Origin of the sequence: Burkholderia sp. NFPP32 (assembly GCF_900119325.1) — a bacterium.
Classification (GTDB): Bacteria; Pseudomonadota; Gammaproteobacteria; order Burkholderiales; family Burkholderiaceae; genus Burkholderia; species Burkholderia pyrrocinia_C.
In genome coordinates, this window is the sequence record NZ_FPJP01000034.1 from 35471 (window position 1) to 47485 (window position 12015).

14 protein-coding genes and 1 pseudogene are annotated in these 12015 nt (G+C 60.2%); 11 read left to right on the forward strand and 4 right to left on the reverse strand.

Annotated features, from left to right (window positions below; all coding sequences use genetic code 11):
* The first annotated feature begins 11 nt into the window (after nucleotides 1-11).
* The 8 genes from BT264_RS34510 to BT264_RS34545 all read left to right on the forward strand — a co-directional run bounded on the left by BT264_RS34510 (nucleotide 12) and on the right by BT264_RS34545 (nucleotide 8596).
* Nucleotides 12-1631, forward strand: coding sequence for an acyl-CoA ligase (AMP-forming), exosortase A system-associated (locus tag BT264_RS34510; RefSeq protein ID WP_072445065.1), 1620 nt, complete (start codon nucleotides 12-14; stop codon nucleotides 1629-1631).
* A complete protein-coding gene (locus tag BT264_RS34515) occupies nucleotides 1628-2836 on the forward strand; it encodes a pyridoxal-dependent decarboxylase, exosortase A system-associated (RefSeq protein ID WP_072445067.1) in 1209 nt (402 codons plus the stop codon). The genes BT264_RS34510 and BT264_RS34515 overlap by 4 nt, the downstream gene beginning before the upstream one ends.
* A gap of 27 nt (nucleotides 2837-2863) precedes the next feature.
* Nucleotides 2864-3964 (forward strand): acyl-CoA dehydrogenase family protein, encoded by a 1101-nt coding sequence (locus BT264_RS34520; RefSeq protein WP_072445069.1) that lies wholly within the window; start codon nucleotides 2864-2866, stop codon nucleotides 3962-3964.
* A gap of 20 nt (nucleotides 3965-3984) precedes the next feature.
* Nucleotides 3985-4566: a GNAT family N-acetyltransferase gene (locus BT264_RS34525; protein ID WP_371287141.1), complete on the forward strand. Its 582-nt coding sequence runs from the start codon at nucleotides 3985-3987 to the stop codon at nucleotides 4564-4566.
* Nucleotides 4563-5618 (forward strand): hypothetical protein, encoded by a 1056-nt coding sequence (locus BT264_RS34530; RefSeq protein ID WP_072445073.1) that lies wholly within the window; start codon nucleotides 4563-4565, stop codon nucleotides 5616-5618. The genes BT264_RS34525 and BT264_RS34530 overlap by 4 nt, the downstream gene beginning before the upstream one ends.
* 2 nt (nucleotides 5619-5620) lie before the next feature.
* Nucleotides 5621-6541 (forward strand): beta-ketoacyl-[acyl-carrier-protein] synthase family protein, encoded by a 921-nt coding sequence (locus tag BT264_RS34535; protein ID WP_072445075.1) that lies wholly within the window; start codon nucleotides 5621-5623, stop codon nucleotides 6539-6541.
* Nucleotides 6542-6792: 251 nt separating this feature from the next.
* Nucleotides 6793-7614 (forward strand): autoinducer binding domain-containing protein, encoded by an 822-nt coding sequence (locus tag BT264_RS34540; protein ID WP_083534342.1) that lies wholly within the window; start codon nucleotides 6793-6795, stop codon nucleotides 7612-7614.
* Nucleotides 7615-7876: 262 nt separating this feature from the next.
* A complete protein-coding gene (locus BT264_RS34545) occupies nucleotides 7877-8596 on the forward strand; it encodes an acyl-homoserine-lactone synthase (RefSeq protein WP_072445079.1) in 720 nt (239 codons plus the stop codon).
* A gap of 22 nt (nucleotides 8597-8618) precedes the next feature.
* Here BT264_RS34545 and BT264_RS34550 read toward each other — a convergent pair whose 3' ends face one another.
* The 3 genes from BT264_RS34550 to BT264_RS40280 all read right to left on the reverse strand — a co-directional run bounded on the left by BT264_RS34550 (nucleotide 8619) and on the right by BT264_RS40280 (nucleotide 10383).
* Nucleotides 8619-9182, reverse strand: a complete 564-nt coding sequence (locus tag BT264_RS34550; RefSeq protein ID WP_072445081.1) for a hypothetical protein — start codon at nucleotides 9180-9182, stop codon at nucleotides 8619-8621.
* Between the two features lie 375 nt (nucleotides 9183-9557).
* Nucleotides 9558-10118: a tyrosine-type recombinase/integrase gene (locus tag BT264_RS34555; RefSeq protein WP_256260759.1), complete on the reverse strand. Its 561-nt coding sequence runs from the start codon at nucleotides 10116-10118 to the stop codon at nucleotides 9558-9560.
* Nucleotides 10018-10383 carry a phage integrase central domain-containing protein gene (locus BT264_RS40280; RefSeq protein WP_244137469.1) on the reverse strand — a complete coding sequence of 122 codons (366 nt, stop codon included), beginning with the start codon at nucleotides 10381-10383 and terminating at the stop codon, nucleotides 10018-10020. The genes BT264_RS34555 and BT264_RS40280 overlap by 101 nt, the downstream gene beginning before the upstream one ends.
* Before the next feature lie 226 nt (nucleotides 10384-10609).
* Here BT264_RS40280 and BT264_RS34560 point away from each other — a divergent pair, with 226 nt between their 5' ends.
* Entirely contained in the window at nucleotides 10610-10846 is a 237-nt protein-coding gene (locus BT264_RS34560; protein ID WP_072445083.1) for a type II toxin-antitoxin system Phd/YefM family antitoxin, read from the forward strand.
* Nucleotides 10846-11223 (forward strand): type II toxin-antitoxin system VapC family toxin, encoded by a 378-nt coding sequence (locus tag BT264_RS34565; protein ID WP_072445085.1) that lies wholly within the window; start codon nucleotides 10846-10848, stop codon nucleotides 11221-11223. The genes BT264_RS34560 and BT264_RS34565 overlap by 1 nt, the downstream gene beginning before the upstream one ends.
* 30 nt (nucleotides 11224-11253) lie before the next feature.
* Here the strand turns inward: BT264_RS34565 and BT264_RS34570 are convergent.
* A pseudogene (locus tag BT264_RS34570) lies at nucleotides 11254-11685 on the reverse strand (IS5 family transposase); the annotation flags it as partial.
* 55 nt (nucleotides 11686-11740) lie between these two features.
* Here BT264_RS34570 and BT264_RS34575 point away from each other — a divergent pair.
* The coding region (locus tag BT264_RS34575; protein WP_143156757.1) for a transposase at nucleotides 11741-12015 on the forward strand (275 nt) is incomplete at its 3' end.

The following is a 12015-nucleotide window of genomic DNA, read 5'->3' on the forward strand; positions in this document are numbered from 1 at the left end:
CCTATACCGCCATGAAAAATATCCTCGATCTTGTTCATGCAGCCGCGCATCGGACGCCAGATGCCGAGGCGCTGGTGTACGGGTCGACGCGCGTCACCTATCGAGCGCTGGCAAGCCGTGCGCACGCGCTCGCGCGTATGCTCTGGTCGCTTGACAGCGCGCCCGGTGCGCGTATCGCGATCTTTCTGGACAAGCGCATCGAAACCGTCGTATCGATGCTCGGCACCGCTGCCGCCGCACATGTGTTCGTGCCCATCAATCCGCTGCTCAAGCCCGAGCAGGTCGCGCACGTGCTACGCGACTGCGATGCGGGCTGCCTGGTGACGACCGCGCTACGAGCGCGCATGCTGCACGACAACGGCGTTCCCGACGTCCCACACATCATCATCGTCGATCCCCCAGGCGCCGCAGAGCCGTCCATGGCGAGCACGAGCAACGTCCATCGCTGGCCCGACTTCATGCGCGACGCTGAAAACACGGACATCGACGTGGCGGCGCCGGTGGCTCCTGCGGTATCCAGCATCGATACCGATTTGGCCGCGATCCTCTATACGTCGGGCTCAACCGGGCTTCCCAAAGGCGTGATGCTCAGCCACCGCAACCTGCTCGAGGGGGCCTGGAGCGTCGCCGACTATCTTCACCACACCGCCACCGACCGCATCCTCGCTGTGCTGCCGCTCAGTTTCGACGCGGGTCTGAGTCAACTCACGTCGGCCTGGTCCGCCGGTGCCGCGACCGTTCTCGTCAACTATCTGAGCGCGCAGGATGTCGTCAACGCGTGTGAGCGCGAGCGCATTACGGCCATCACCGGCGTGCCGCCACTCTGGATGCAACTGGCGCGCGCCACGTGGCCAGAAACGGCGCGCAGCACGCTGCGCTATTTCGCCAATACCGGTGGCCGGCTTCCGGTCCCTGTCCTGCAGCAATTGCGCACGCTGTTTCCGCAGGCACTGCCGTATCTGATGTACGGCCTGACAGAAGCGTTTCGCTCGACGTTTCTCGATCCTGGCGAGGTGGACCACCGCCCCGACTCGATCGGCAAAGCCGTGCCGAACGCCCGCATCCTGGTCGTTCGTCCCGACGGCTCGCCCTGTGCACCCGGCGAGACCGGCGAGCTGGTGCATGTCGGCGCGTGCGTCACACTGGGTTACTGGAATGATGCAGCACGCACGGCGCAGCGCTATCGCCCCTCTCCAGAGCCAAAACCGGGCGGCGCGCCACGCGACATCGCCGTCTGGTCCGGCGACCTCGTCCGGCGCGACGAAGAGGGGTTTCTCTACTTCGTCGCGCGCAACGACGCGCAAATCAAGAGCTCCGGATACCGGATCAGCCCCGAAGAGATCGAGAACACCGTCCACGGTAGCGATCTCGTGGCGGAAGCGCTGGCCATCGGCGTTCCCGATGACGAACTCGGCGAAGCAATCGTCCTGCTCGTCGTGCCTGCTCACGCTTTGTTCGATGCCCAAAAGCTTCTAGACTGGTGCACGCAGCACCTGCCGCGCTACATGGTGCCGCATCAGATCGTCGTGCGGCAAAGCATTCCGCGCAACCCGAACGGCAAGTTCGATCGCAGCGCCCTTCGCGCCTCATTCTCGGCGGCGAACAATGGAATTGAAGGGAGGCGCTCGTGAACCATCCGTTCAGTGAGCGCGACGGCGTGCTGGTCGTCGGCGGCGCAACGATCGGGCGCATTGCCGATCGCGCAGGACGCACGCCCTTCTTCGCGTACGATCGCGCAACGATTGATGCTCGCGTGCGCGCATTGCGCGACGCGCTGCCGCCTGGCGTCCTGTTGCACTACTCGATCAAAGCCAACCCGATGCCCGCTGTTGTCCACCATCTTTCGACACGCATCGACGGGTTCGATGTGGCCTCGGCAGCCGAAATGGCACTTGCGCTCGATGCAGGCATGCCGGCCGATCGGATCGGCTTTGCGGGTCCAGGCAAGGGGAGCGATGAATTACGTCGCGCCGTCGCAAGCGGTGTGAACGTCCACGTCGAATCCCTCACCCAATTGCATCTCGTCACAGCGCTCGGCTGGGAGCTCGGTGTGCAGCCCAACATCGCCATTCGCATCAACCCTGACTTCCACGTCGATCGCAGCGGGATGCGCATGGGGGGTGGCGCCGCTGCGTTCGGCGTTGATGTGGAGCAAGTGCCCGCGCTCCTGCGTGAACTCGATGCGCGCGATGCGGCCCTCGCCGGTTTTCACGTGTTCTGGGGCTCGCAATGCCTGCACGCCCCAACCGTGATCCAGGCCCAACGACAAAGTGCGGACCTCGTGATGAAACTGGCGGCCGAGCGGCGCGTCGCCCCGCGATTCGTGAATCTGGGCGGCGGCTTCGGCATTCCCTATTTCCCGGGCGAGACACCGCTTGACTTGGGGGCGATTGCCGAAGCGATGCGCAGCTGGCTGCCGCAATTCACGGAAAATCTGCCGGGAACCCGTCTCATCCTCGAACTGGGTCGATATCTGGTTGGCGAAGCTGGCATCTATGTGTGCCGCGTCATCGACCGCAAGGTCTCCCGCGGCAAAACGTTTCTCGTGACCGACGGCGGCCTGCACCATCATCTCGCGGCTTCGGGGAATTTCGGGCAAGTACTGCGCCGCAATTTTCCCGTGATGCTTGGCAATCGCCTGGGCGAAGCACCACGAGAGCGATGCCACATTGTCGGATGCCTGTGCACGCCGCTGGATCGAATCGCCCACGACGTGCCGCTTCCCGAGGCCCACATCGGCGATCTCGTGGTCGTCTTGCAATCCGGGGCATACGGACGCTCGGCCAGCCCCAGCCGCTTCCTCGGTCATCCCGACGCGATCGAAATGCTCGTCTGACAGCCGTCACTCCCGTGGAGAATCACCATGCAGCCTTTTGCATCCCGGCCGCCGCAGCCGATACCCGAATCGTGGGCATGGACCGACGAGCAACGCGATCTCTATGCAGCCAGCCAGCGCTTCGCGCGCGATCGACTGGTCCCTCTGTTGTCGGCGCCTGCATCGGACGAGGTGTGGCAGGAAACCATCCGGCTCGCCGCGACGCTCGAACTCGGCACGATGATCCTGCCTGCACACCTCGGGGGCATGGCAATCGATCGCCACGACTTGGCACTCGTGGTGAGCGCACTCGCGGCGGGCCCCCTGGAGCGGGCGGCCGAGCTGACCATAAGTGTGCCCGCACTGATGACGATGCGCGCGCATGACGCGCTCGGCTGGCTTGCCGTACACGACATCCAGGACTATTTCGACGGCAAATCATCGATCGCATGGACCGTACCGGATAGCGCATCCGCCACACTCTGGCGGTTGCGCTCGAAAGCCGTAACACGGGGGCAAACGCTGTGGAGCAGTATCGATGGCCAAAAGCTCGCGCTGATCGAGCAACTCAACGATCCGAAGCTTTCGCAAGGCAAGTGCGTCGCGACGCTGGGCACGCTCTGTCTCGAACGAGTCGGCGTCGATGAGCTTGGGGCCACCGCGCCGTGCATGACGCTCATGACACTCGAACAACGCGATCCACACGGCGTTTGCCCCGTGCAGACATGGCTCACCGAAATCGGCCTCTACCTGTGCGCACTGTCCATCGGCGCGATGCAGCATAGTGTGCAGTTCGCACTCGACTATGGCACATCTCGCCAAGCTTTTAAAAAGCCGCTGATGGCGCATCAGCTCGTCGCCACGCGCCTGGCCGATATGCTGATCGCGACCCACGGCAGTCATCTATTTCTGCGTTCCGTGGCCAGTGCGCGTGCACCGCTGCCGGTATCGCTGGTGCGCCAGCTCGTGCGGCACATCGTCGCCACATCGGCTGATGTCAATCGCAAACTGGTCCAGTTCTGCGGCGGTCATGGGTACGTCGAAGGACTTCCGCCTGCCGCGCGTTTCCAGACCAATCATTGGTTTGCGTGGTTGCTGATGCGAATCGATTCGGCACTGGCGCCGTTTACGACATCCGCGCAGTCATGATGAGCGAACGGAGCATGCGCATGAACGATCGCATGAGCGCGCCAAGGCCTCGCCTGAACGCGGCGAACGACGCCTCGGAGCGATGCTGGTTGCGCGAACCCGATTCCGACGATGTCGGTGCAATCGCCGCGTGGTTTGCGCGAGCTGATATCAATCAATGGTTCGATTTCGGGCTCGGTCGACAGGATTTGCCATCGCTTGCGCTGCACGCGATGCTCAATACTGGACGACACCGCATACGCATGTTCGGGCCAGACGGATGCCGCTCGCCAAGTGGCCTGGTCGCTGTAAGCGATGTCACGCACCGCTTCGCGACGGGTTCGTTCTGGGTACTGCGGGACAAGCAACGTCCCGCCTACCCCGATATGGCGTACGATGCTTCAAGACAACTCCTGCATGAAACGTTCGACCGCGATCAACTGCATTGCATCACGGCGTGGGCCGTCCACAGTAACGTACCGTCTCAGCGTCTGCTCGCACGACTCGGCTTTCGCCTGATCGGGTTGCAACGTGACTGCCATCTCGTCAACGATGTACGAGTCGGTCGGCTCCTTTACGATTTGTTGCCAGACGATTTAGCTGACTCGTCAGGTGTATCGTGAATGCGCCCGCCATCACGGCGCTCGCTGCCTACGTGCCCCCCGCCATCTCACTCAAGCGTTGGCAAAAGATCGAGGCCACGCTTCTCGCGACAGCACCCTCTGGCTGGACAGCGTGGATCCAATCGTGGCATCCGGAATACGATGCGGTCGAAGAATCGCCAGCGACAGCGATAGATAATCTCACCACCAGACGATCAAAAAAACCTCGGACATTTCGAATCCCGGTCGAACAACACGTCGATCAATCAGGGCTCGCAGCGCGCGTGGCGCAAGTGATCTGCAGCAGGCGAGATCCGCGTGCGGCGCCCATCGACATCGTGATGTTCTGCCATTGCAGTCTCAACGAACATGTTTCAACGACAACGGCCGGCCGCCTGGGCGCATTGGTGGGCGCCGCGTCCTTTCCGTGCTCCGTGTCGCAACAGCAGGGCGCATCGCTCTTTACAGCGCTGCAACTGGCCACCGACATCCTGGCCGCGGAACCCGATACCCACGCCATTCTGATCGTCGCAGCCGAGAAGTGGTGCCCACCATTTTCGCGCTGGATCGGCCCCGGCATCCTGCACGGTGACGCAGCCGGGGCCATCCTGGTGGAGCGGCACGCCGATGCCGTCAGCGGACTGGCGATAATCGACGCGGCAACCTGTTCGCTTCACCCGATCCCGATTCAGCCGACATACGCCGGTGCAGCGCTCGACGCGAACTGGGCGTCTGCGCTTCTGACCATGATCGACGACATATTGACGCGGCACCACCTTCGTTCAATTGATCTCTCGGCCGTGGTCGGGCACAACGTTGACCGTCGATTGAATGACCTTGTGTCTCGATATCTCGGTTTCCCGCCAACCGGCCGCGGCCACCACGTGTATCTGGGCGCAGCTGAATCCATCGTGCAACTGGTCGACACCCTCCGCACAAACGCGCCGCCCCCGCAATCCCGGCTGCTTGTGTGGGGAATCGGACTCAGTGGTCACCTCGGCTGTGCGTTGCTCGCGATCCGGGGCACCGTGTCTCTGCATCACAATCTCAACACCCGAGATCCGTCATCGTGACCATGCAATTCGGCATACCGTATGTCGCCTACTATCTGCCCGATCAAGTCAACGACGTTCGACACTGGGGTCGGATAACGGGACAGTCGGATGCGACCATTACGCGCCTCGAACAAGCCGGTGTGCGATGTTTCCATGACGCCGCCGGACAGACCGCGTTGTCGCTCGCGACGAACGCGATCAAGACGCTACTGGACACTGGCACGTTCTCGTCCGACACGATCGATTGCCTCGTCTATGTCCATACGCTTCAAGGCAGCATTGCACCGCCTCCGCTCTCCCTGCCACAGCTCCTGTGCAAACGATTCGGTTTCGTGAAAGCTGCGGCGTTTTCGTTAGCTCAGCAGCATTGCGCATCCTCGCTCGGCGCCTTGCGCATTATTCGTGCAATGTTGATCGCGCGCCCGGTCATCGATCGGGTGTTGCTGGTCGGGGCCGATGTCATGCCGATCGACATCGACCGACGCATCGAAGCAGCCGGACTACTGAGCGATGGCGCTTTCGCCGCGCTTGTCGAGCGCGACGCCAGGGTCAATCGCGTGCTCGCGTTGGCGAGCCACGCAACCGGAAACGGCTGGCGAGGGACGCTCGGACAAGGAGAGCCGCGCTTTGCGGCCCAGTATTTTCTTGCGGCTCGACAACTGATCAAACGAGTTGCTGACGAAGCACACGTCCCGTTGGCCGAGGTACAGCGTGTTCTGCCATCCCATCTCGACCTGCCCGCGTGGCGCCGCATCGTCGAATCCCTCGGACTGGCATCGACATGCCTGTTCGTCGACAATTTTCCACGCGTCGCACATGTGACCGTGAGCGATCCCTTCATCAATCTCGCCGACTGCCATGATCTGATGTCAGGCAAATCTTTCCTGCTCTTCGCACAAGGAGTGGGCGGATTTTCTGCGGCAGCCCTACTAATGCGCTAATTTTGTCGGATACCGGGAGCAGGTCTGCGTCGCACTCTCCGCTTGCACAAGCGACGTCCACCGGGATTGGATCGGACCACCAGTTCAAAAAACATGAACTGCAAGCAGATTTCAGTATTAAAAAATTACAATTAATTGATCACCGCTCAAGACATCAAAATTAAAATGGTAAATTCCACGATTATGGCGTCCCACAGAGAATCGACCGAGATGACAAATTCACTGTCTAGGCTGGGTATCATGCTCGCCGAATGCCATGCGGCAGGTTCGAGGTGGTAAAAGTGTGTCGCGTTTTCCGATATCGCGCGAGCGGCATATCATCGAAATTGTTACCGCCAAACAAGAAATTGACGACTCGCATTGCTCCCTTTCTTGGCCCTTTCTTAAAGGCCAATAGTTTTCGATCGCTCATCAACTCGTTTTCCAACACTGCACATTCGTTGGGTTTTCCTTGCTATGCCATCAGCCGAGTATCAAGACTTCGCTCCCGCTCCAGCCCTCGCATTTTCGCTGAGACAATCTACGCGCATTATCCCAATAGTTGGACGAAGCACTATCAGCAACACGACTACGGATTCATTGACCCGGTGCACCGAGCGGCTTTTACTTACGATTCGCCTTATCGCTGGAGCGAGATTTTTGGTTTGAGCGAGCTCGAGCGGCGTGTGCTTTGGGAAGCCCACGATGCTGGACTGACGCACGGTCTCAGCATTCCGATTCACGAGTCGGACGGCAGCGTGCTGCTCTTCAACTTTTCCGGCCCGTCGTCTCGCGTCAACGCTCCCCTGAATTCACGACTGGCCCATTTGACCAGTTCGCTCTTCCATGTCGAATTGCAGCGCCTTACGTCGATCCCACATATTGAGCCGCCGACCCTTCGCCTCTCCTCCCGTCAGCAGGAATGTCTTTATTGGGTGGGACAAGGAAAAACGTCGCCGGAAATCAGCATCATTATGGGCATATCGCACCACACGGTCGACTATCACATCACTGAAGCCATGAAAATCCTGAACGTCAATAGTCGAACGAAGGCTGCTGTTTACGCCTCGGTTTATGGATTGATCCCGCACTGACGACCGCATACTCCTGTCCCGAAATAAGCTTGGCCGCTACAAACAACCTACTCAACCGCCATTACCCCTGCTCTACCCGAGTCCGAAAAGTAGTGTGCACCGCAACCTGATCAGATCGCTTCGCCCTATCACGAGCGGCCTCGCCTGTTGCCGGCGGGTTCGCATCCGAGTCGACCGGTAGCGCCCCCTCCCATACGGACTAGTTTCTCCCAAGGCTTCGCGTTGCTAGCGTGGCACTCATCGATATACGGGAGAATGTGCCATGTTCGTCATTGTCGCCGGCAAACTAAATGATCTGCCATTCGAGATCCGCCACACATTGGGCGCATACCGTTACGATGTATTCATGCGGCGACTTGGATGGGCATTACCAAACGCGATAGAACACGCCACCGCTGAATGGGATCAATTCGACGACGGAGATACGGTTCAGGTTGTGGCGCTCGATGCCAGGCGCCAGATATGCGGCAGCGCCCGGCTGTTGCCCACTTCGGCTCCATATCTGCTCCAGCATTTGCTCCCCATCTCATCGGGCCTCACGCTACCTTCTTCGCCGACAGTGTGGGAACTCTCGCGCTTCGCGGGATCGATTGCTCATAACCGGTCGACGGATATGACGTCTGGCATGCTGCTATTTCCCCACGTATTGGCCATCGCGATGTCACTGGGCGCGACACGCATCATCGGTGTCGTAACGCGCGCCATCGCGCGACTGTATCGTCGATTCGGGCTCGATCTCCAATGCATTGGACCTGAACCCGAGATATCCGGATTTCCGTTTCTGGTTTGCACGATTGACCTCACATCCACAACGTTCGTCGAACTCGATCTTGATCCTAACGCGCTATTGAGTACGGTCACGTGGTTTGGACCGGACGCATCGGAAACGCCGCCCGGAATAGGATTAGCCGCAATGCCGCCATCTCTGTCCGACCTTTCCGAATGCGACGGCGCAAATCACGCGTTCACATCGAACGCCTAGAGTGCCGCCATGATCCCGCTGATCATGGATACCGCCTCACACTCGTGTTTCGATGATGACGCATGTCCGCGTCCTTCACCCAGTCCGGCCTGATTGCAGACGCGTATGCCTGGCTACTGCGCGACGCGTCACCATTTGACTGCCCGCTCAGTCCCAGACGCTCGTCGATTGCACGCGCGACGGTCGACGATTTCGGAAGCCGATGACGGTCACAATCCGCCCAAAATGTCACCATGGTATCGAACAACACCGACAGAATCGCGGTCATGTAAGGCAGCTTGACAACCACGCCATCTATAGATGGACCACGGTCGGTCCGATCGAAAGGAGTGTCCATCCCATCGGCTGGCATGTTGATCCGCAGCGCGTCGAGCTCGCGCTGCAGGCGATCTTCGACGCAATAGTGCACGGTCGCCGAATGCGCCAGCACTTTCCTGAGCTCACACAGTTTCTGATCCTTCAGTTGCAGGCATCTTGTGAGGCGACGGATTTCGGCCTCCGCGCCCCGCAACCGATGCTGCACAGCCGCGCAATCACACGATGGCGCCGAGCAGGTTGTCGTATTGCTCGCTTGCCATTCGTCCATGGTATGCCTCGCCTTGCACACAACGCATACATCGCCGCAAGAACTTTAGCCGCGAGTGCGCAGGCCACACCAACCGACAATAGGCGGCCATTATTGCGCAAGCTCGAATCACGGTTTCAGCGGGCCCAGGCAGCAGCAACGTGCTGCTCGCCTGAATCTGCATGTCTATTTTTTCGTCCCTGTCAGGCGCAATGTCAACTATGAAACCCAGTAGGGTTGCGGCAGTCGGCCATCACTGGCGTGGTGAGTCAAGTTCGATCGAATCGTGCGAGTGACGATCTGAACAACGCACGAAACCCTAACCATCATCGAATCCCCGCGAACGATGGTTGAGAGTCTGGCGAGCGTTTCGACCTCCGGCGCTCAAACGCGCCGCTATGCGGCGACCGATTCTCGCAGCGACAACGCCATCGGCGTGCTCGTCTGGCAACCACTACCACAATACTGCCCCCAGTCCTCCATCATTCGGCGTCGACGCTCGAGTTGATCGCGACGCCGGTAAGCCGCCACGGTCAGCGACGCAATCGTGTGCGCCAGCGCCTCTTCAGCCAGCGAATCGGGATATTCCGTGCATTCAGCCACCCAGTCGCGGAACGTCGAACGGAAACCATGGACCGTCATCCCGTGCCGCGACATGCGCCTTAACAGCGTAAGCATCGCCATGTTCGATAATGGACGTCCCTCCTTGCAGCCGGGAAACAGGTAGCCGTATTTCGATCGGGGCAGCGCGCTGCGCACGATTTCAACGGCGCGCTCGCAAAGTGGCACGCGAAGCGGTCGGCCACTTTTCGTCCGATCGCCGGGAATCGTCCAGATGCGGTTGGCCGGGTCAAACTCATCCGGTCGCGCGAAGCGCACCTCGTTCGTGCGGGTTGCCGTGAGAATCAGCAGGTGCAGAACTCTCGCGGCGCGGACGGGTTTCGAGTTCTCGAACAATGTCCAGCTGATCCTCCCAAGGCAGCGCGGCATGGTGTTTCACGTGTGAACGCGTCTTCGACCGAGGTAACACGAGTTCGAGATGGTCGACATACCGTGCCGGGTTGCTGCCCGTGCGATGACCCAACACCGTTTCCGCGTCGAGAATCGCTTTAATGCGCCCGCGTACCCGCCGCGCGGTCTCGGCCTTCTTCGTCCAGATCGGCTGAAGGATCCGCACGGTCACCGCCGTGTCGATGTCACGCACCCAGATGGTACCGATCACCGGATAAGCGTACCTTCTCGAGCGGAAAATTGGGGGACGAGGTCTGACGTCGCAGGCACGTCATTACCCGCAAAATTCTTGCAAAATCATGAAGTTGCAGAACACCAAAGAAGATCGAGACCCCCCCGCGGAAGTCCAGCATGACGGAAGGATCGCTCTTATTGACCATTGGACTAATATGGACCAACATCGCTGTTAGTCCATACTAGTCCACACGGAGCATGTCATGCGCACTGTCAATATCCATGACGCGAAAACCAACTTCTCACGGCTCGTCGACGCTGCGGCCGCCGGCGAAGAGATTGTGATTGCCAAGGCTGGCAAACCCGCCGCCCGCCTTGTTCCCATCGAACCGGCAAAGCCGCAACGGCGCTTCGGCGGCCTCAAGGGCAAGATGCAGATCGCGGACGACTTCGATGCGCCGCTGCCTGACGAGATGCTGGCTTCGTTCGAGGGCCGGTGATGCGCCTGCTACTGGATACGCACGTCTACCTTTGGTCTGTTCTTGACGACCCTAAGCTGTCCCAGCGCGCGCGCAAGCTAATCATGGAAGCCGACGAGGTCTTTGTCAGCGCCGCAACAATATGGGAAGCGTCGATCAAAGCTGGCCTCGGGAAGCTCGACGTCGACGTGAACGAACTTGTCGCCGAGATCGCGGCCGCCGGCTTCGTAGAGCTGCCGGTTCGCGTCGCACACGCTGCAATGGTTCGGGACCTGCCTGACCTTCATCGCGACCCGTTCGACCGGCTTCTCATCGCGCAGGCCATGACGGAGCCGCTGCGGCTCGTAACAGCAGACGGGAATCTAGCGAAATACACGGATCTCGTCATCGAGGTTTAAATCACGGCACCAGTCATAGAGACGGTTTCGAAAATGCTGCTCGGCGCACTGGAGGGTATTCCAGCAGAATCAGGCAACAACCGAATTTGAGGAACGCGCTGTGAATGTCAGCACGGCGCTCGAAACGAATACGGACGCGGCGGAAGTGATGCAATCAGGCATGCGTGCGTTCAACGACCCAACGATATTTGCCAAGGCCACCGCTGTGTTCGGTACGGCGCCTGGCGACCACCGGCTCGATACCGCGCTTGCGCAACGCTCGTCTATGTCGCTCGGAGTTGTACCTCAATCGGCGTAGACCACACGCGGTCGGCACAATGGGGGACCGCACAATCCGCGAATCGGCGCAATCGCGTCGATCAAAGGCAGCAATTGCGTGACGTCGTTGACATGCGCACCGGTCAGGATCGCGGCGAGCGGCGTACCGTTGGCGTCGGTAACGATGGGGCGCTTGGAACCGGGGTGAAGTTGACCCGCTTCAACGGACACCTATTCTTTTTGAAGAGGAGGTGCCGTCATGGGCAAGCATCGGAAGCCGTACCCGGCGGAGTTCCGGGCGCAGATGGTAGAGCTGGTGAAGGCAGGACGTACGCCTGAGGAATTGGCGCGCGAGTTCGAGCCGACGGCGCAGAGCATCATCAACTGGGTCGCTCAGGCCGATCGCGACTCGGGAATGCGCCAGGACGGACTGACCACGGCCGAGAGGCAGGAATTAACGCGGCTACGCCGTAAAGTCCGCCAACTCGAGATGGAGCGCGACATACTCTCTCACGCGGCTGCCTGGTTCGCTCG

What these genes read in the sequence shown, in the direction of transcription:
- BT264_RS34520 (WP_072445069.1), top strand. Translation starts at nt 2,864, where the DNA reads ATGCAGCCTTTTGCATCCCGGCCGCCGCAGCCGATACCCGAATCGTGG.
- BT264_RS34560 (WP_072445083.1), top strand. Translation starts at nt 10,610, where the DNA reads ATGCGCACTGTCAATATCCATGACGCGAAAACCAACTTCTCACGGCTC.
- BT264_RS34535 (WP_072445075.1), top strand. Translation starts at nt 5,621, where the DNA reads ATGCAATTCGGCATACCGTATGTCGCCTACTATCTGCCCGATCAAGTC.
- BT264_RS34510 (WP_072445065.1), top strand. Translation starts at nt 12, where the DNA reads ATGAAAAATATCCTCGATCTTGTTCATGCAGCCGCGCATCGGACGCCA.
- BT264_RS34565 (WP_072445085.1), top strand. Translation starts at nt 10,846, where the DNA reads ATGCGCCTGCTACTGGATACGCACGTCTACCTTTGGTCTGTTCTTGAC.
- BT264_RS34540 (WP_083534342.1), top strand. Translation starts at nt 6,793, where the DNA reads ATGCCATGCGGCAGGTTCGAGGTGGTAAAAGTGTGTCGCGTTTTCCGA.
- BT264_RS34545 (WP_072445079.1), top strand. Translation starts at nt 7,877, where the DNA reads ATGTTCGTCATTGTCGCCGGCAAACTAAATGATCTGCCATTCGAGATC.
- BT264_RS34525 (WP_371287141.1), top strand. Translation starts at nt 3,985, where the DNA reads ATGAACGATCGCATGAGCGCGCCAAGGCCTCGCCTGAACGCGGCGAAC.
- BT264_RS34550 (WP_072445081.1), bottom strand. Translation starts at nt 9,182, where the DNA reads ATGGACGAATGGCAAGCGAGCAATACGACAACCTGCTCGGCGCCATCG.